The organism is Shinella lacus, assembly GCF_010994755.1.
GTDB lineage: Bacteria > Pseudomonadota > Alphaproteobacteria > Rhizobiales > Rhizobiaceae > Shinella > Shinella lacus.
In genome coordinates this window covers 108,000-125,325 of sequence record NZ_WHSB02000002.1, presented here as the reverse complement: position 1 = coordinate 125,325, position 17,326 = coordinate 108,000, and the positions used below count along the sequence as shown (strand labels likewise).

Annotated in this window: 18 protein-coding genes; 6 read left to right on the top strand and 12 right to left on the bottom strand. The window is 61.3% G+C overall.

Translation table 11 applies throughout. From position 1 onward, the window contains the following. Nucleotides 1–3: 3 nt before the first annotated feature. Together GB927_RS05125 and GB927_RS05120 are read right to left on the bottom strand one after the other, a co-directional pair. The gene (locus GB927_RS05125) at nucleotides 4–1,476 is read right to left on the bottom strand and encodes a DUF1800 domain-containing protein (protein ID WP_256115564.1); all 1,473 of its coding nucleotides are present in this window, start codon (nucleotides 1,474–1,476) and stop codon (nucleotides 4–6) included. A 65-nt stretch (nucleotides 1,477–1,541) separates the two neighbouring features. Continuing rightward, nucleotides 1,542–1,895 (bottom strand): DMT family protein, encoded by a 354-nt coding sequence (locus tag GB927_RS05120; RefSeq protein WP_256115563.1) that lies wholly within the window; start codon nucleotides 1,893–1,895, stop codon nucleotides 1,542–1,544. Nucleotides 1,896–2,170: 275 nt separating this feature from the next. Between GB927_RS05120 and GB927_RS05115 the strand changes: the two genes are divergently transcribed. Next, complete coding sequence (locus GB927_RS05115; protein ID WP_256115562.1) at nucleotides 2,171–4,168, top strand: putative bifunctional diguanylate cyclase/phosphodiesterase; 1,998 nt, start codon at nucleotides 2,171–2,173, stop codon at nucleotides 4,166–4,168. Between the two features lie 4 nt (nucleotides 4,169–4,172). On the opposite strand, the gene GB927_RS05110 is transcribed toward GB927_RS05115, so the two are convergent. Together GB927_RS05110 and GB927_RS05105 are read right to left on the bottom strand one after the other, a co-directional pair. Next, a complete protein-coding gene (locus GB927_RS05110) occupies nucleotides 4,173–4,586 on the bottom strand; it encodes a DUF6220 domain-containing protein (protein ID WP_256115561.1) in 414 nt (137 codons plus the stop codon). A 3-nt stretch (nucleotides 4,587–4,589) separates the two neighbouring features. Beyond that, nucleotides 4,590–5,177 (bottom strand): NAD(P)H-dependent oxidoreductase, encoded by a 588-nt coding sequence (locus GB927_RS05105; RefSeq protein ID WP_256115560.1) that lies wholly within the window; start codon nucleotides 5,175–5,177, stop codon nucleotides 4,590–4,592. A gap of 87 nt (nucleotides 5,178–5,264) precedes the next feature. On the opposite strand from GB927_RS05105, the gene GB927_RS05100 reads away from it, so the two are divergent. After that, on the top strand, nucleotides 5,265–6,170 hold the full coding sequence (locus GB927_RS05100; protein ID WP_256115559.1) for a LysR family transcriptional regulator: 906 nt from the start codon (nucleotides 5,265–5,267) through the stop codon (nucleotides 6,168–6,170). A 9-nt stretch (nucleotides 6,171–6,179) separates the two neighbouring features. Here GB927_RS05100 and GB927_RS05095 read toward each other — a convergent pair whose 3' ends face one another. Further along, on the bottom strand, nucleotides 6,180–6,956 hold the full coding sequence (locus tag GB927_RS05095; RefSeq protein WP_256115557.1) for a LytR/AlgR family response regulator transcription factor: 777 nt from the start codon (nucleotides 6,954–6,956) through the stop codon (nucleotides 6,180–6,182). Next, nucleotides 6,953–8,044, bottom strand: a complete 1,092-nt coding sequence (locus tag GB927_RS05090) for a sensor histidine kinase (RefSeq protein WP_256115556.1) — start codon at nucleotides 8,042–8,044, stop codon at nucleotides 6,953–6,955. The genes GB927_RS05095 and GB927_RS05090 overlap by 4 nt, the downstream gene beginning before the upstream one ends. A gap of 204 nt (nucleotides 8,045–8,248) precedes the next feature. On the opposite strand from GB927_RS05090, the gene GB927_RS05085 reads away from it, so the two are divergent. Further along, nucleotides 8,249–8,881: a calcium-binding protein gene (locus tag GB927_RS05085; protein WP_256115555.1), complete on the top strand. Its 633-nt coding sequence runs from the start codon at nucleotides 8,249–8,251 to the stop codon at nucleotides 8,879–8,881. A 53-nt stretch (nucleotides 8,882–8,934) separates the two neighbouring features. On the opposite strand, the gene GB927_RS05080 is transcribed toward GB927_RS05085, so the two are convergent. Then, the gene (locus GB927_RS05080) at nucleotides 8,935–9,879 is read right to left on the bottom strand and encodes a DUF3137 domain-containing protein (protein WP_256115553.1); all 945 of its coding nucleotides are present in this window, start codon (nucleotides 9,877–9,879) and stop codon (nucleotides 8,935–8,937) included. A 111-nt stretch (nucleotides 9,880–9,990) separates the two neighbouring features. Between GB927_RS05080 and uvrB the strand changes: the two genes are divergently transcribed. The 3 genes from uvrB (at nucleotide 9,991) to GB927_RS05065 (ending at nucleotide 14,994) form a co-directional block, all read left to right on the top strand. Further along, nucleotides 9,991–13,002 (top strand): excinuclease ABC subunit UvrB, encoded by a 3,012-nt coding sequence (gene uvrB / locus GB927_RS05075; protein WP_256115552.1) that lies wholly within the window; start codon nucleotides 9,991–9,993, stop codon nucleotides 13,000–13,002. A gap of 88 nt (nucleotides 13,003–13,090) precedes the next feature. Continuing rightward, on the top strand, nucleotides 13,091–13,891 hold the full coding sequence (locus GB927_RS05070; protein WP_256115551.1) for a hypothetical protein: 801 nt from the start codon (nucleotides 13,091–13,093) through the stop codon (nucleotides 13,889–13,891). Next, entirely contained in the window at nucleotides 13,891–14,994 is a 1,104-nt protein-coding gene (locus GB927_RS05065) for a hypothetical protein (RefSeq protein WP_256115550.1), read from the top strand. The genes GB927_RS05070 and GB927_RS05065 overlap by 1 nt, the downstream gene beginning before the upstream one ends. Nucleotides 14,995–15,212: 218 nt before the next feature. Here the strand turns inward: GB927_RS05065 and GB927_RS05060 are convergent, their stop codons facing one another. The 5 genes from GB927_RS05060 to GB927_RS05040 all read right to left on the bottom strand — a co-directional run bounded on the left by GB927_RS05060 (nucleotide 15,213) and on the right by GB927_RS05040 (nucleotide 17,251). Then, a complete protein-coding gene (locus GB927_RS05060) occupies nucleotides 15,213–15,416 on the bottom strand; it encodes a hypothetical protein (RefSeq protein WP_256115549.1) in 204 nt (67 codons plus the stop codon). A gap of 37 nt (nucleotides 15,417–15,453) precedes the next feature. Continuing rightward, on the bottom strand, nucleotides 15,454–15,708 hold the full coding sequence (gene rpsU, locus GB927_RS05055; RefSeq protein WP_256115548.1) for a 30S ribosomal protein S21: 255 nt from the start codon (nucleotides 15,706–15,708) through the stop codon (nucleotides 15,454–15,456). Between the two features lie 45 nt (nucleotides 15,709–15,753). Further along, nucleotides 15,754–16,041 (bottom strand): cold-shock protein, encoded by a 288-nt coding sequence (locus GB927_RS05050; protein WP_256115547.1) that lies wholly within the window; start codon nucleotides 16,039–16,041, stop codon nucleotides 15,754–15,756. 131 nt (nucleotides 16,042–16,172) lie between these two features. Then, the gene (locus GB927_RS05045) at nucleotides 16,173–16,382 is read right to left on the bottom strand and encodes a cold-shock protein (protein ID WP_256115546.1); all 210 of its coding nucleotides are present in this window, start codon (nucleotides 16,380–16,382) and stop codon (nucleotides 16,173–16,175) included. 293 nt (nucleotides 16,383–16,675) lie between these two features. After that, on the bottom strand, nucleotides 16,676–17,251 hold the full coding sequence (locus GB927_RS05040; RefSeq protein ID WP_256116167.1) for a J domain-containing protein: 576 nt from the start codon (nucleotides 17,249–17,251) through the stop codon (nucleotides 16,676–16,678). Between the last annotated feature and the right edge of the window lie 75 nt (nucleotides 17,252–17,326).

Here is a 17,326-nt window from a genome sequence, read left to right as displayed (position 1 = left end):
CCTCTAACGCCGGTTGAATTCGGGAGAGGCCAGCACCATTGCCAACCCCACCACGCGGTTCGGCGCGCGCGAAACAGTCTCGATCGTGTCCGCCCGCGCCGCATCCGCCATCGTCGCTTCCAGCAGCATACGCGGATCGTCGGTCCCGCCAAAACGCGCGACAAGCCGACGCGCCCAGGCGATGCGCTCGGTGAGTTGGCTTCCGGTGACCCAGGCCGAAAGGTTTTCCTCCCAGCCTGCCGGGCTCGGCGCCGACCAGATCGGCTGGCCGAGCCGGTCGATGATGCCGACGGAGAGCGGATTGGCCCCGAGCGCCGGCTTGCCCGCTGCGGTCATCGTCGCCACATCCTGCAATGCCGTAACGTCGGTCGCTGGTCGCACCCCAGCCTTCTTTGCGTCTTCGCCCGGACCGAGCGCCTCCGCCGGCACGTTCAGTGCACGAAGCGCGGCAACGACGAAATCAAACGGCTGCCGAGCCTTCCGGCCCTCCTCTTCGAAACTCAGCGGATGCTCCAGCATCGCCCGGTAGACGTCGACCAGTTGCCCGCCGCTTCTGCCCCAGACCTTTACCATCGCGTCCACCACCGGCTGCGGCGGGTCGTCGGCGATGAAATGCACGACAAGCTTGCGACAGATATGCCGGCGGGTCTCCTTGCGGTCGGCGAGGTCGTCAAGCAGGGCGTAGACCTGCTCGATCTGCCGCGCCCGCCCGCCGTAACTTTTCCCAAGCACCCGATAGCTGCCGGGCTCAGCCGAGCGCGTGCGATAGACGGTCTCGTAGACCGGGTTGCGGAACCAGAGCCCCGTCAACACGAAGGCCGTCGAGCGCACGTCCTTCTGGCTGTAGCCGCTCCCCGCCCCCATCGTGTGCAGCTCGATGAGTTCGCGCGCCAGGTTCTCGTTGAGCCCGCGCCCCGACTTCAGGCCGACCGGCGAATTTGGCCCGATGGAGCGGGTCTGGTCGAGATAAGCAAGCATGGCCGGATGCAGCACCGCAGCCTTCAGCAGGTCCGAAAAGGATCCGCCGAGATTCGGTCGGATGGCCTCCGCCTCGTGCAGGCCTGCGAGAATGCGCATGGCACCGCCCTTGCGCGCATTGATCGCGAAATGATCGCCCCAAAAAGCGGCAAGCCGCTCGAAAAAACCGTTCGGCGAAAAGACCGCCTGGCGAACCTTCAGGTGCTGGTCGCGCCGGAAGGCGTTGGCCATGACGATGTTGTAGGGATTGACGCTTTGCTCGCCGACCATCACGAGCATGTTGGCATCGCGCGCCGCATTATAGGCCTGCTGAACCTCGCGAAAGGCAGAAAAGCGCGCCCGACGCCCGGCAATGCCTTCGAAGGGGAAAAGGCAGGTCTCGCGGGTTCCGCGCTCGACCTGCCGGATCAGCGCCTCGACGCTCTCCGGCGGCGTCTCGCCCGGTCGCCGGCCGTAACCGAAACGTATGGCGGCCATGGTAGAGAAAGATGTCGTCACGCGAACCTCATCTTATCCGTCTTCCATGCTTGCGCCCGATTGCGACCGTTTTGGGAACGTCGAAACTATCCCTTGAACACGAAGGCCGCCCCCGCGGCGATCAGCACGAAGCCGATGGCGTGGTTCCAGGTGAGGCTTTCCTTCAGCCAGAACACCGAGAAGCCGGCGAAGACGATCAGCGTAATCACCTCCTGCATCGTCTTCAATTGCGCGGCGGAATAGACTGCGGAGCCGAAGCGGTTTGCCGGCACCGCCAGGCAATATTCAAAGAAGGCGATGCCCCAGCTTGCCAGGATCGCGATGAACAGCGGCGAGGACTTGAACTTCAGGTGGCCGTACCAGGCGAAAGTCATGAAGACATTGGAGAGGCAGAGCAGCACGATCGGCCAGACGGCCGCGGGGGTGAGGCTGAAGGGCATCGACGAATCCTGAAACCGAGAGCATTTCCATCCGAAGCGACATTGCTTCGGCGTTGGACAATGCGGCCAAACAAAAATCGAGAACATTTCCGGTGAATCAAAGCTCACCGGACATGTTCTAGAGAGATCTGCGACCGGCATAACCGAGCCGCCGCCGCCGTCAAGTCCGCGCCGTCATGGATTCTCGCGATCCCCTGTTAAGACAATCTTATGCCCACCACCACACCATCCGCCCCAGCCGCTCGGACGGCACAGTTTTAAAACCGGGAACCCAAATGACGGATGCGACCCGGTTGATGCCGGTGGATGAACCGACTAGACGCCAGATCATGTCCGCACAGGCCCTGTCTGTGCTGGACAGCATCGTGCTGTCGCTCTCCGCCAACAGCTTTCTCGCCGCAACGACGGCCGCCGTGCTCTGGCTCGACGGGCCGAGCGTCGAAATCCTGCTATGGCTCGCCGCCGTGCTGGCGATCAACCTGGCGCGTTATGTCGGCGTACGCATCGTCAAGCGGCTGAACTGCGCGGTCGAACGGCCGCAGCGGGCGCTGAAGGTGCTGTCGCTCGGGGCGCTCGGCGGCGGCATCGCTTGGAGCCTGCCGCCCTTCATCGGCGCCGTGCATGGGGCGAACGGCCTCAACCCCTATCTCATCTTCATCATCGGCGGCATCTGCGCCGGATCGCTGATGCAGAGCACGGCCTATTCCCGCACGGCGCTGTTCTTCGCCGGCCCGCCGCTCGCCTCCGCTTTCATCTCGCTGCTGGTCTCCGGCACGACGGAGGCCCTGGTCATCGCCGCCGATGCGCTGCTGCTCGCCGTCATGATGGTGCGCGCCAGCCAGCTCAGCGAGGCGGGCTTCATCCGCAGCCAGATCGACCGGCTGAAGGCCGTCGCACTCGCCTCCTCGCTTTCCGATGCCAATGCCGAAATCCGCCAGTCCTACCACCAGCTTGCGTCCCTCGCGAACCGCGACCCGCTGACCGGTCTCGGCAACCGCGCGCTCTTCAACCAGCGCCTGCGCGACCTGCTCGACAGCGGCGTGCCCTCCGGCACGCTCGCTTTGCTCGCCATCGACCTCGACCGCTTCAAGGCGATCAACGACACGATGGGCCACGGTGCGGGCGACGCCGTGCTCGTCGAGATCGCCGGGCGGCTGACCGGGCTCACCGGCCCGACCGACACGGTCGTGCGCCTCGGCGGCGACGAATTCGCCGTCATCATCGAGGGGGAAGAGGCGGAAATGCGTGGCCGGGAGATCGGCGAAGGCATCGTGCGGCTTGCCGGCAATCCCATCCATATCGACGACCGGCCTGTCACCGTCGGCGCCAGTGCGGGTCTGGCGCTCCATCCGCAGCACGGCGAAACGGCCGACCATCTTTTCGCCAGCGCCGATATTGCGCTCTATGCCGCGAAGGAAGGCGGGCGCCGCCGGCTCGGCCTGTTCAATCCGGAGCTGAAGGCGCGCATCGAGCGGCAGCGCCTGATCGAGGCGACGCTGACCGAGGCGATCGACAAGCGGCAATTGATGGTGGTCTTCCAGCCGCAGGTGGAGCTTGCCACCGGCCGCGTCACCGGTTTCGAGGCGCTGCTGCGCTGGGCGCATCCGGAACTCGGACCGGTCAGCCCGCCGGATATCGTGCGCGCGGCCCATGCCTTGCATATTTCATCCGCGCTGACCGGCTATGTCGCGACGCGCGCCGCCGAGCTGCTGCGCACCCTGCCCCGCCTCGGCCTGCCGGAGGCGGCGGTCGCGGTGAACGTCTCTCCGCGTGAGTTTTCCGGCGACACGCTGTCGCGCCTGCTGATCGCCATCGCCAGCGAGCACGAGGTCTCACCCGCGCTGATGGAGATCGAGATCACCGAGGAGGCGACGCTCGACACGCAGGCGGCGGGTGCCGAGCTCGCCCGGCTGGAGGCCGCCGGTTTCCGCCTCGCTGTCGACGATTTCGGCATGGGCCATTCCTCGCTCGCCTATCTCGTCAGCCTGCATATCGACCGGCTGAAGATCGACCGCAGCTTCGTCAAGGGCATCGCCACCAGCCGGGAGAACCAGGCGCTGATCGCCGCGCTCATCGGCATCGGCCGCGCACTTTCCATCGATATCGTGGTGGAAGGCGTGGAGGAGGAAGAGGAAGCCGAAGTGCTGCGCATGCTCGGCTGCCGCCATGCCCAGGGTTATCATTTCGCCCGCCCCATGCCGGCGGCGGAAATCCCGCGCTGGCTGGACCAGCATGCCGTGCGCTTCGGCCGCAGCACGGCCGGCGCGCCGTAAGGTTTCATCGCGCCGTCCGCGCCCGGTTGCGCTCGACCTTCGCCACGAGGACGAGCGAGGCGACGAGCATCAGGCCGCCATTGAAGGGATGCAGCGCCTGCAACAGGCCGGAGCCAAAACTCTGGCCGCTGACGATCAGAACGACCTGGAGGACATAAAGCACCACCAGCAGCCCCGTCCACCAGCGCAAGGCCCGCGCCGGGCGTGCAAGCCATGCCGCCAAAGCCATCGCGGCAATCGGCAGGAAGATGGCAAGGCCGAGCCCGCCGTGCCACGCCCAGAACAGGCCGTCCTGGAAGAGCGCCAGCCCTGCCAGCAGGTATTGCGCGAGAATGCCGGCCGGCACGGCGCGTGCCGCCCGCAGGAACCAGAACGGCACGACGGGCCGCGGCTGCGGCGCAGAAGCGATCGTCGTCATGGCTCACCCCCAGGCTTCCACGAGATAACGCCGGGGATCCTCCTGCGGCTCGCTCGCTTTGCGCCATTCTTCGAGCAGCGCCATGTATTGCAGCCCCGCCCTGCGCAGCGACAGGTCGTCGAGCTTGTCCGCCCGGTAGGTGAGATGCGGCGGCTGCCACGGCAGGCCGCAGCGGTGTGCCGTCGCCTCCAGCGGACGCAGCAATTCGGCCATGGTGAACTTGTTGACGCCGGCCGGGGCATAGGCTTCCGGCACATTCCCGGCCGTCGCGACCACGAGCAGCGGCTTGCCTTCCATGAGGCGGCCTTCGGTCTCGTAGGCCATGTAAAACATGCGGGTCAGCACGACATCCTGCCAGGCCTTCAGCAGCGGCGGCGTGGAATACCACTGGATCGGAAACTGGAAGACGATGCGGTCGGCCGAAAGCAGCCGGGCCACTTCCTGGTCGGCGTCGATCTCGCCATCCGGATAGAGCGAATAGAGGTCGATGACCTCGACTTCCGGCAGTCGCAGGGCGGCGCCGGCAAGCGCGGCGTTGGCGCGCGAACGACCGAGATCGGGGTGGAAAAGAAGGATCAATGTCTTGCTCATGGCGGCATCTCCGTGTTGACGCCCACAGAATGCCGCGGACAAAGAAATCACTCCAATGGATGATTTATATATGCTATTATTGACAGCATGAATTTAAGATCGATCGACCTCAACCTTCTCGTCGTGCTCGACGCGCTGCTCGACGAGGCGCATGTTTCACGCGCCGCCGCCAAGCTGAACCTCTCGCAGCCGGCGACCTCCAGCGCGCTGGAGCGCTGCCGCCACCTCTTCGGCGATCCCCTGCTGGAGCGCGGCAAGGGCGGCATGCGGCTGACGCCGAAGGCGGAGGCGCTGCGCGATCCGCTGAAAAACCTGCTCGTCGGCATTGCCGCCGTCGTCGATGCGCCGGAAGAGCCGCTGCACGAGATCCGGCAATGCGTGCGCGTCGTCACGGCGGATCATCCCGGCATCCTCATCACCGGCCCACTACACCGGGCGCTCGCCCGCTCCGCCCCCGGCATCGATATCGTCATCCAGCCCTGGCACGGCGCGCCGGCGGCGCTCGAATCGCTGGCCCGCGGCGCGAGCGACATCGCCGTCTCGGTGTTCCCGAGCCTGGACGACGCCGCCTTCCACTGTGAGACGCTGCTCGACGAAGACTATGTCGTGGCCATGCGCAACGACCATCCCGCCGCCGCGGGCTTTTCCCTCGATCGCTGGCTCGACTATCCGCACATCATCGTCTCCGGCCGCGGCGAGACGCGCAGCGGGCTCGACGACCAGCTTGCAGCGCTGGGAAAATTCCGTCGCGTCGGCATCGTCGTCCCGAGCTTCCTGATGGTGCCGCCGCTGCTGGAGGAGAGCGACCTTATCGTCATGATGCCGCGCCATTGCCTGCCGCCGGATGCCGCAAGCCGCTTCCACATCGTGGAGCCGCCCATTCCAGTGCCCGGCTTTCCGCTGCACCTCGCCTGGCATCGCCGCCGCGACAAGGATCGCGCCGTGCAGCACGTCGCCGATCATCTGCGCGATATTCTCACCAGCGCCGTCTGAACCGCGGCCTCATTCCTGGATCAGGCCGTCGCGCACCACGCGCAGATAGGTGCGACCGACCTTGACCTCGCTTTCGTCGCGCAGCACGACGTGCAGCACGCCGAGCGGCCCGCGCTTCACCCGCGTCACCTGGTCCCGCCGCACGATCGCGCTGCGGCTGACGCGCAAAAAGTCCTCGGCGGGCAGCCGGCGCTCCAGCCCGGCGAGGCTCTCGTTGTAGAGGAAGGTGCCCTGTTCCGCGTGGAGCTGCACATAGTCGCCATCCGCCTGGAACCGCGTCACCTTTTCCGCCGGAATGCGGATCGTCTCGCGCCGCGATTTCACCCAGAACTGCGTCGGCCGGGCGGATTGCTCGCGCAGCGCCTTGCGAAGCGCCGCCACTGTTTCGCGCAGCTCCTCCACCGTGTCCCGGTTCTCGCGCGCCGCGATCGCCGCCTGCGCGCGGCCGAGCGCCTGGCGCAGCCGCTCCGGCGTCACCGGCTTGGTCAGATAGTCCACCGCATTGCATTCGAAGGCGCGGATGGCGTGATGGTCGAAGGCGGTGACGAAGATCGGCAGCGGTGTCTGCGGCGCCATCTGCTCCAGCACGTCGAAACCGCTGCCGCCGGGCATCTGGATGTCGAGCAGCAGCACATCCGGCGAAAGCGCCGCGATCTGCGCGATCGCCTGCGGCACGTCGCCCGCCTCGCCGGCATGGATCACGCCGTCGATGGTTGCAAGCATGCGGGCCATGCGACGGCGCGCGATGGGTTCGTCATCGATGATAAGAACGGAAATTTCGGTCATGCGGTCCTGAAAGGCATTGTCAACGTGACGCGGAAGCGGCCGTCGTCAGTGCGGCCGTAATCCAGGCCGCTGACGCCCGGAAAGCGCCGCGACAGCCGCTCTCCGACATTCTTCAAGCCGATGCCGAAGCTCTCGCTGCCCGGCAGCGGATCGCCGCCCGCCATGTCGTTCTCGACGTCGAGCCGCAGCCGGCCCGCCTCCGCCCTGGCGCGGATGACGATCGCCACGCTGCCCGTCTTGCGGCCGGCGCCGTGCTTGACGGCATTTTCCACCAGCGGCTGGAGGATGAGGCTCGGCACCAGCACCTCGCGCAGCGCCTCCGGCACGTCGATTTCCACCCGCATGCGATCGGAAAAGCGCCGCCGCTCGATGGCGAGATAACCGGCCTGCAACGCGATCTCTTCCTCCAGCAGCAGGTCCTGCAGGGGATCAAGCGCCAGCGTCGTGCGCAGATAGGCCGACAGCGACAACACCATGTCGCGCGCGTCGTCGCGCTCCCCCTCCTCGATCAGCCCGGCCATGGAATTCAAAGTGTTGAACAGGAAATGCGGGTTGAGCTGATAGCGTAGCGCCCGCATCTGCGCCGCCATCGCCTCCTCCCGCATCTGCGCCAGCCGCCGCTCGCGGTCGCGCAGCTCGAAACTGTAGGAAAGCGCGAGAAACAGGCAGCTCCAGCCGAAAAACAGCGATGTCCCGTGGATCATCACATAGGCGGCGATCTGGTTGTCCCAGATGGCCGGCTCCGGATAGACGCAGACGATGTAGATGACATAGTCGATGAGACAGTAAAGCACGCCGCCGACGAGCGACAGCACGAAGCAGAGCGCCGATTTGACCGGCAAGGCGAGCGCCTGAAGCCGGATCAGCAGCGCCGTCAGCAGCGCCGCCAGCAGCGCGGCCGCCGCAAGCAGAAAAACCTTGCCGATTGCCGATTCGATCGGGTCCGTGCCCGCCAGCCCCCAGAGCAGGCTGGAACTCAGGAACACCGCAACCAGATAGAGCCCACCGAACCGCACGGTTGCCCGTTGCAGGTCCGAATCAGGGCGCTCGGTACGGGGGATATAGGGGAGGCTCGGCGCGATGGTCATCTCATCGATAATCCGTTTTCCCTTTGAGGTTGTCGAGTGCCGTTCGGCGACGAAAACCGACGGTTCGTCGAAAGAGCAGCAGTTTGCCGGCCCTTAAAGCCGCTTCATCGCGCCGATGCTTCACAGATCACGACGCGCGCGACCATTGATGCGAACCGGCTGGTCGCAGGACCGCCGCTTATTTCACGATACCGGAGACATTCTATGGCTACCCTTAAAGGTGACAACAAGAACAACTTCCTCCTCGCAGATCCGCTGAACAGCGACTCCGTCTACAAGATCTATGGTTACGGTGGAAACGACCAGATTTTCGGGAACGATCGCGCGCACAACATCATCGACGGCGGTACCGGCAACGACGCCATCTATGGAGGCAATTTCAAGAACACCATCAACGGCGGAAAGGGCAACGACGACATCCACGGCGGCGACGGCCGCGATGTCATCACCGGTGGTGCAGGTGTGGACAGGTTGTGGGGCGGCGGCAGCGGTGACCGTTTCGTCTTCAAGAGCGCCGCCGAAATCGGCAGGGCGGAAGGCCGCCGCGACGTCATCGAACAGTTCAAGGCCGATAGCTTCAACGGTCGCGACAAGATCGACTTCTCCGCGATCGACGCCATCGCCGGCACCAAGAAGAACGACGCCTTCACCTGGGTCGCCAAGGAAGGCGCCGCCTTCAGCGGCAAGAAAGGCGAACTGACGTGGACGGAAACCGAACTCAGCAACGGCCACTACACGAAGCTCGTCATGGGCGACATCAACGGTGACAAGAAAGCCGACTTCATCCTGGAAGTCGAAGCATTCGGCAATCTCTACAAGGGCGATTTCATCCTCTAACCATCCTCCCAGGACTGACACGAAGCGCCGGCCCCTGCCGGCGTTTCGTTTGCCTACCCGATCTTGCGCACCAACTGCGCCGTCGCCAGCAACAGCACGAGATCGCGGATCATCGGCCGGATATGCCGGTCGAAGTCGATGGGCGTGTCCACGGACGGCAACTCGAAAAAGTCCTTCTTCGTCGGCACCAGCAGGTAACATTGCCTCTGGTTGAGGGCGATGCGCACCACGTCGTCCCGCCACTCGCTGGCGAGATAGTCCAGCGCCTTGGCGAGCGTGCCCTGCACGAGGGGCGTGGCGGCCTCGGGCCGGTCGGTGCGGAATTCGTGCGAAGCGTCCACCTCCGGGTTGCCGCTCGTGACGAGCGCGAGCGCGGTGCCGCCGAACAGGTTTCGCATGAAGCGGTGCACCGCGTTCGGCTTGCGCGCCGCCAGCAGCAGGCCGGGAAACGCCTCCTCGCGTTCGAAGTGGAAGATTACGCCCTTGAACGTCGTCTCGCGGCTCTTCCCGCTGCCGGTGCTCAGCTCCGTTTCCGACAGCGTGAAGGCGAGCCCGTCATGTTTTCCGGCGATCATGTCGCCATGTTCGCTGCGGCTGCGCCTGACGAAATCCTTGTCCGGCATGCCGGAGAGGAAATGCGGCGTCGCGCCGTGCACATATTGCACCTCATCGACGAAGCCGAAGACGATCGGCAGCATGCGGTCGCGCAGGTTCTGCTGGAACGCCTTGGCCGGTGCCAGGGCGAAGCGCCAGACGAAGCCGCCCGCCACGAACAGCAACCCGAGCACGATGCCGACAACATCCGACTCGATCTCCGTTATGGCCAGATAGCTGGCAAAGCCCGCGAACACCAGGAAGCCGCCGAATATCAGCACCACGCGGATATACATGTGGTGGGTCACCCCGCCTCGCGAGGCATTGTAGCTCGCCACCGCGGCGTGCAGGTCCTCCAGCGCCGCTTCCTTCGGCATCAATGCCGCTTCATCCACCTTGTCCATGATCGCCCCCGCCAACCTTGGAAGATAACGCACGGGGACGGCCGCAAATTCGTTTCCCTTTTGTACTCATGCCCTCTTTTCTTTCCGGATGACTCTCTCCATATTCCCCGCATGGCCAGATCACCGAAGAAACCCTCGCCCTCGAACCCCGGTTTCGAGGAAGCCCCGCAATCGCCTTTCGAGGGAGAACCCCTTTCGGGCAGCGTCTCCGATTGGGTGAAGCAGCTCGAAGCCGAGGCGGAAGCCGCGAGCATCGAGAGCCGCCGCGAGGTCGCCTCCAAGGCCGGCAAACACCGCAAGACGGTGGAGAACGCCGCCCGCCGCCATACGGAAAACGTCACGGTCTCCAAAACCTCGCGCGGCGTCTCCATCGGCAGCTCGTCCGATCCGAAGACGCGCGCCGCCGCCGGCCTCAATCCGGTCTCGGGCATGGATACCTCGCTGGAGGACGCCGTCTCTTCCAATGCCGGCACGGCCGTCACCGCAACGGTGGAAGCGCTCTCAGCGCTCATCGAGAGCGGCAACCCGCTGTTCAAGGACGGCAAGCTGTGGACGCCGCACCGTCCCGCCCGGCCGGAAAAGTCGGAGGGCGGCATCCCCATCCGCATGATCAGCGAATACCAGCCCGCCGGCGACCAGCCGACGGCGATCCGCGACCTCGTCGAAGGCCTCGATTCCGGCGAGCGCAGCCAGGTGCTGCTCGGCGTCACCGGCTCCGGCAAGACCTTCACCATGGCCAAGGTGATCGAGGCGACGCAGCGCCCCGCCGTCATCCTCGCGCCGAACAAGACGCTCGCCGCGCAGCTCTATTCCGAGTTCAAGAACTTCTTCCCGGAAAACGCGGTCGAATATTTCGTCTCCTACTACGATTATTACCAGCCGGAAGCCTATGTGCCGCGCTCGGATACGTTCATCGAGAAGGAATCCTCGATCAACGAGCAGATCGACCGCATGCGCCACTCGGCCACCCGCTCGCTGATCGAGCGCGACGACTGCATCATCGTCGCCTCCGTCTCCTGCATCTACGGTATCGGCTCGGTCGAGACCTATACGGCGATGACCTTCCAGATGCAGGTCGGCGACCGGCTCGACCAGCGCCAGCTCCTCGCCGACCTCGTCGCCCAGCAATACAAGCGCCGCGAGATGGATTTTCAGCGCGGCAGTTTTCGCGTGCGCGGCGACACGATCGAAATCTTCCCCGCCCACCTTGAGGATGCCGCCTGGCGCATCTCGATGTTCGGCGACGAGATAGACGCGATCACCGAGTTCGATCCGCTGACCGGCCAGAAGACCGGCGACCTGAAGTCGGTGAAGATCTACGCCAACTCGCACTACGTCACCCCCCGCCCGACGCTGAATGGCGCCATCAAGGCGATCAAGGAGGAGCTGAAGCACCGCCTCGTCGAGTTGGAAAAGGCCGGCCGCCTGCTGGAGGCGCAGCGCCTCGAACAGCGCACGCGCTACGATATCGAGATGCTGGAGGCCACCGGCTCCTGCGCCGGTATCGAGAACTATTCGCGCTATCTCACGGGCCGCAAGCCCGGCGAGCCGCCGCCGACGCTCTTCGAATATATCCCCGACAACGCGCTGATCTTCATCGACGAAAGCCACGTCACCATCCCGCAGATCGGCGGCATGTATCGCGGCGACTTTCGGCGCAAGGCAACGCTGGCCGAATACGGCTTCCGCCTGCCCTCGTGCATGGACAACCGCCCGCTGCGCTTCGAGGAATGGGACGCCATGCGCCCCGACACGATCGCCGTGTCCGCCACGCCGGGCGGCTGGGAAATGGACCAGTCCGGCGGCGTCTTCGCCGAACAGGTCATCCGCCCGACCGGCCTCATCGACCCGCCGGTCGAGGTGCGCCCGGCGAAAAGCCAGGTGGACGACGTGCTGGGCGAAATCCGCGAGACCAGCCAGGCCGGCTACCGCACGCTCGTCACCGTGCTCACCAAGCGCATGGCGGAAGACCTCACCGAATACCTGCACGAACAGGGTGTTCGCGTGCGCTATATGCACAGTGATATCGACACGCTGGAGCGCATCGAGATCATCCGCGATCTTCGTCTGGGTGCTTTCGACGTACTGGTCGGCATCAACCTGCTGCGCGAAGGCCTCGACATTCCGGAATGCGGCTTCGTCGCCATCCTCGACGCCGACAAGGAAGGTTTTCTGCGGTCCGAAACCTCCCTCGTCCAGACCATCGGCCGCGCGGCGCGTAACGTCGACGGCAAGGTCATCCTCTATGCCGACCAGATCACCGGCTCCATGCAGCGCGCCATGGAGGAGACGACCCGCCGCCGCGAAAAGCAGGTCGCCTACAACGAGGCCCACGGCATCACCCCGGAATCGGTGAAGGCGAAAATCTCCGACATCCTCGACTCGGTCTACGAGCGCGACCACGTCCGCGCCGACATTTCTGGCGTCTCCGGCAAGGGTTTTGCGGATGGCGGCAACCTCGTCGGCAACAACCTCCAGACCCATCTCAACGCGCTGGAAAAAGCCATGCGCGACGCCGCCGCCGATCTCGACTTCGAAAAGGCCGCGCGCCTGCGCGACGAGATCAAGCGCCTCAAGGCCGCCGAACTGGCCGTCATGGACGACCCGATGGCGCGCGAAGAGGCGAAGGCCCAGGAAAAAGGCGGGGCAAAAACCCCATCATCCTCGGCCGCCACGCGCACATCCAAGACCAAGGACGCCGCCGCCGGCAGCCTCTTCCAGAAACCCTCGCTCGACGACATGGGCCCGGGCACCGACACCGAACGCCCGCTCTTCCGCAAGCCCGAGCTGAATGAGATGGGCCGCGACATTGCCGAACCCGCCGGAAAATCGCTGTTCCGCAAGAACAGCCTCGACGAAATGACCGTCGGCCGCACCGAAAAACCCATCGCCGGCCGCACCGAAAAACCCATCGCCGGCAGCACCCCCACCCGCCCGGACGAAACCCTCGCCAGCAAGAAACGCACCGGCCCCTTGCTGGAAGGCCAACCGGAACGCGCCGCCGGTGCGGAGGATGCCAAGCCCGTTCGCCGGGGGAAGATCGGCGCCGGGAGCTATGAGGATCCAGGTGACGCTAAGCGCAAGGGGCGGACCAAGGGGAAAACGGGGCGGCCGGGGCAATAAACCAAAAATTGCAGTGGTTTCATGCTGCAATTTTAAAAAACCTATATATTATCGATGCCTACTGGGAGCACACGAGGTATAGGAATAGATGGTCAAGAGGTCAGCCGAGAGCAGGTTTTCGGATTTTTTGCTACATGCGAACGAAAAAATACCGGAACTTCCTTTGGTACATATTTCAGATGGTTATCACCTTCTAGATATACTCCAACCTGGCGTCATTAGAGCGACGCCATGTAAAGTTTTTGATAGAGACATTCTCTATATGTTTTATGGAAAACCCGCCTACAGAACAAAGCACAATGGAAATGCATTTTTGTCATGCCACTTACCATGTGCATTTATTTTTAAAACAGACAATATTTCAGAGAGAATAAAATCCGTATTTCCATTTGATACTGGGGCGTTCCACAATAATTTCTATAAATCATTTTTCCACAATAGCTCCCTTATAACCGACTTTTTACTACCCCCATCAATTGAATCAGCTAAGCGAGTTGTCAGCACGTTCTACTGCTCCAATCATGAATACTACTGTGGATCATCAAGAAAGAACGTAGATATTCCGTTACTGAATTTTGAAGCGGAAGGTTACCATGAGCTTTCGCGGGCTCCCGCTCATCCCGACGCCAATTCAAAATTCTCACCAGACGAGCGGGCGTCAGCTATAGAAGTTCATTTTCATGAAGATGTTGATCTTGCGGATCGCCTTCTTGGTTGTGTTTTACCAGTAACATTCCTCGACGATGAGACAGTCAAAGAAAACCTCGATAAATTAAATCCAGAAATAATAAAAACTTATTCCACAATAAACAAACATACATCGGAAGCAATAGCGGGTAAGCTTTACGAAATCGTGGAAGAAATATACAAAGCAAAAGGAATTGTTTAATGAAATTTCTCGCCTTTTATAGAATTCTTCCGAAGTCTCCAGCGCCTGTAATCCCCATATTCACCGATGGAAAAAATAATTTTAGGCAAATTAGCGGAAAAGATGATCTAGTCTTAGAATACAAACACACACCAGATCTTTCCGAAGACAGGATGTTTATTTCAAAAGAACAAAAAATAAATACACCAGATATCGGCGAACATTGCATTTACGCGTATGAATATGCAGAAAATTCTATTGCTATAGGAGATATAGAATCGATAAAGCATAGATTATTGTCTATTATATCGAAAGAAGAGAACATCTCCGAAAAGTGTTTTACAATTCTCGATATCGCAAACTTCACGGAAAATGAGAACTTGATACGACTAGCCGCAGACAGCTGCTACAAATCCCTCAATAAATTCTCCTTTAACCTCTCGGAAAAATGGCTGAATGGAACACAGCTAAGCGATAGCATTAAAGAGCACGTACGACAACAGAATAGAAAAAGCACTACGATCGCTAGAGGGAAATTCTTGTTCCAGTTCACTTGCCGGAAAGCGGTCTGGCAAACACTGGCACGCAACGCATCTTTTAGAAATATGACTATCGATGATTATCTAGATGTATGTATTGATATAGCTATTGGAGATGGAAGTTTTTATGGGGAATTCTCTCCAAATGATATCTCAAAAATTTATGATATACTACTATCGCCGAAAAGCAAAATACTGTCTCGACACATGGAGGCAGTAGCAAAAATAATAATTGAAATTAGAAGTGTTCTTGAGAGAGAAAAACTTGTATATAGCCACAATATACTTGAGCATCTCATAATAGAACATGCCCAAGAAGATGGATTCACGAAAATAAAAACGTTTCGCGCGAGGATTACTAGAAATATGGAGAAAGACGTCAATAAAATATCCAAAAGATTTCGTCTTTCAAAATCCGAGGCGCGAGGAGTAATTATATCATCCATTTTAGATAAGGCCGATCCGGAATTTATAAGTAAAGTTCACGCTTTAGTTAAATCTAAATCGGACAAACTGCACAAAAATTTTGAATCGCAAGCAATTAAATATTATAATAAATATATCAATTACATACCAGATTTGTAAATTGCATTCTTTCGAGTGATAGTGCGTTGTTCGTCGCCCCGCCCACGCATGCCGTATCACGGCGATGCGCAAACGCGCAAAGAGTCAACGGTATATAATAAAAAACGGCCTCCGCCGGCTTCCCAACCCCAAAAAAAACGGCAAGAGCCCGGCTGTTAGGCCGGGCTGCTTGTCCGATGGGCGTCGTATAGGGTCAAAGCCCTGTTCGACGGGGGCTGTTACTTGCGCTTCTTGGTCGTCGGCAGGGGGGCGGGTTGGGCCGCCTCCTGCGCGATGCGCATCGCCCGCAACTTTTCCGTCTTCTTGTCGCGGGCGGCGGCTTCCTGCGCCACGATGGTCTTGGCGGCGGAATCGGTTTCCGCGGCCTTCGTCGCAGCGCTGACCTTCGTCGGCTTGAAAAACTGTTGTCGGGTCGCTGTCATCGCTTGCTCCTCTGCCGTCATCGTGACGTCGTGCCGATCAACCGGCTACGCGGCCCGGACCCGGGAGCGGCTTGCGCTTGGGACCAGGGATGAGGCCTTCGCGCTGGGCCTTCTTGCGGGCGAGCTTGCGGGCGCGCCGAACGGCTTCGGCCTTTTCGCGGGCGCGCTTTTCAGACGGCTTTTCATAGGCGCTGCGGGCCTTCATTTCGCGGAAGACACCTTCGCGCTGCAGCTTCTTCTTCAGAACGCGGATGGCCTGTTCGATGTTGTTGTCGCGGACGAGTACCTGCAAAACATATCCTTTCCATCGCGGCCGTGCGGCCGCCGCTGATTGTGATTATTTGTTAACGCGAATGCTGGATGGCTTGAACCAGGGTTCGCTTCCCTTGGAGGAAGCGGACGCACTGCCGCCACTGCGTATTTCCACCGTATCCGTCGCTTCGATGTCGCTCGCGACGATCCGGCGTTCACACGTCTCGTTGCCGAGACGCACTCGATATTGTGCCTCGCCGTGGTCGGACGGCAAGACCCCGACCACCCGGCAGACCCGTTCGCTGTCGGCCGATCGAAACAGATCGGCCTTGAGGGTGACCGTGTCGCCGATCGCAAATCGTTTCCGGCTCATGGACAACTCCCCGAACGTGATCAAAGGCGTGCACTCGAAACAAAAAGGCCGGGCTTTACCCCGACCTCTTCCTGTCGCTCGCCGTCTCGACTGCCGGTACATCCGTGGTCAGCCAAGAGGAACGACAATTCTTATGCGGCGCGCAGGTTGTCGGCCGAGCTCTTGCCCGACTTGCGGTCCTGAACGATGTCGTAGCTGACCTTCTGGCCTTCGGCGAGCGAGCGCAGGCCCGCACGTTCGACGGCGGAAATGTGAACGAACACGTCGTTGGCGCCATCATCAGGAGCGATAAAGCCAAAACCCTTGGTGCTGTTGAACCACTTCACAGTGCCTGAATTCATAACGATATCCTTTCAATCGTTGGAGAAAGCGACAAAACAGTCGCATGTAAATCGACGATGAGAGGAGATCTGACCGTGCCAAGAGGCGAGAGACAAAGGTCACAAGCAAAGTTCGATATGTGGGATGTAGGCTTTTATTCTGCCTTTCGCAAGGGAATTTTATCCGTTTAACCCGGCAAAGCACGGAAAATATTTGATAATCCCTCGTTTAATCAGGGAGATAGGCATCGAAATCATGGGCACGGAGTGCGGGTAAAGCGTCGGCCGCAACCACCGTTTCGGCCACGATCACGCTACTCGGCCGCCTCCTCCTTGAGCGCCTCCACGGCGGTCGCGAGTTCGTAGGAATAGCCTTCCAGCATGGCATAGGCCTGCTCGATGGCGGCGATCTGGCCCTCGGCATTGCGAATCGCCTCGGCAATCGATTGCGAGCGGGCGCGCAGCATCGAGCCGAGGAAATCCGTGCCGGCCTTGCGGCCGAGCCGGTCGATATGCTGGCGCACGCGGTTGCGGTGGCGTTCGAGCTCCAGGATGTGGAAGCGGCTCTTGACGATGTCGTCGGAAAGCTTGCGCCGCATCGCGGCCAGGGGATCGAAGCTGCCGGGTTCGCGCTCGTCGAGGATGACGTCGTTGACGAGCGGTTCCAAGAGCATCAGGCCCTTCAGGTCGCGCGGATCGGCGAGCTGCGGGTCGAAGCCGGTATCGTCGAAAACCTTGCGGCGCACGGGATCGCGCAGCAGGTCGTAGCAGGCCTGGAGGCGGGAAAACTGGTCGGCATCGCCGCCCGAATCCGGATGCACGCCCTTGGCGGCCCTGCGATAGGCGGTCTTGACCGCATTGTCGTCGGCATCGCGCTCTATACCGAGCATGGCGTAGGGATCGATCACGCGGCCACCTGTCCGTCTCTTAGCATTCGTCGTCTGTCCTAGTCCCGCATCCCTCGG

Coding starts and splice junctions, on each gene's coding strand:
- GB927_RS05045 (WP_256115546.1), bottom strand. CDS start 16,382: ATGAATTCAGGCACTGTGAAGTGGTTCAACAGCACCAAGGGTTTTGGC.
- GB927_RS05100 (WP_256115559.1), top strand. CDS start 5,265: ATGAATTTAAGATCGATCGACCTCAACCTTCTCGTCGTGCTCGACGCG.
- GB927_RS05065 (WP_256115550.1), top strand. CDS start 13,891: ATGAAATTTCTCGCCTTTTATAGAATTCTTCCGAAGTCTCCAGCGCCT.
- GB927_RS05115 (WP_256115562.1), top strand. CDS start 2,171: ATGACGGATGCGACCCGGTTGATGCCGGTGGATGAACCGACTAGACGC.
- GB927_RS05090 (WP_256115556.1), bottom strand. CDS start 8,044: ATGACCATCGCGCCGAGCCTCCCCTATATCCCCCGTACCGAGCGCCCT.
- GB927_RS05050 (WP_256115547.1), bottom strand. CDS start 16,041: ATGAGCCGGAAACGATTTGCGATCGGCGACACGGTCACCCTCAAGGCC.
- GB927_RS05095 (WP_256115557.1), bottom strand. CDS start 6,956: ATGACCGAAATTTCCGTTCTTATCATCGATGACGAACCCATCGCGCGC.
- GB927_RS05040 (WP_256116167.1), bottom strand. CDS start 17,251: ATGCTCGGTATAGAGCGCGATGCCGACGACAATGCGGTCAAGACCGCC.
- GB927_RS05110 (WP_256115561.1), bottom strand. CDS start 4,586: ATGACGACGATCGCTTCTGCGCCGCAGCCGCGGCCCGTCGTGCCGTTC.
- GB927_RS05105 (WP_256115560.1), bottom strand. CDS start 5,177: ATGAGCAAGACATTGATCCTTCTTTTCCACCCCGATCTCGGTCGTTCG.
- GB927_RS05080 (WP_256115553.1), bottom strand. CDS start 9,879: ATGGACAAGGTGGATGAAGCGGCATTGATGCCGAAGGAAGCGGCGCTG.
- GB927_RS05085 (WP_256115555.1), top strand. CDS start 8,249: ATGGCTACCCTTAAAGGTGACAACAAGAACAACTTCCTCCTCGCAGAT.
- uvrB (WP_256115552.1), top strand. CDS start 9,991: ATGGCCAGATCACCGAAGAAACCCTCGCCCTCGAACCCCGGTTTCGAG.
- GB927_RS05060 (WP_256115549.1), bottom strand. CDS start 15,416: ATGACAGCGACCCGACAACAGTTTTTCAAGCCGACGAAGGTCAGCGCT.
- GB927_RS05120 (WP_256115563.1), bottom strand. CDS start 1,895: ATGCCCTTCAGCCTCACCCCCGCGGCCGTCTGGCCGATCGTGCTGCTC.
- GB927_RS05070 (WP_256115551.1), top strand. CDS start 13,091: ATGGTCAAGAGGTCAGCCGAGAGCAGGTTTTCGGATTTTTTGCTACAT.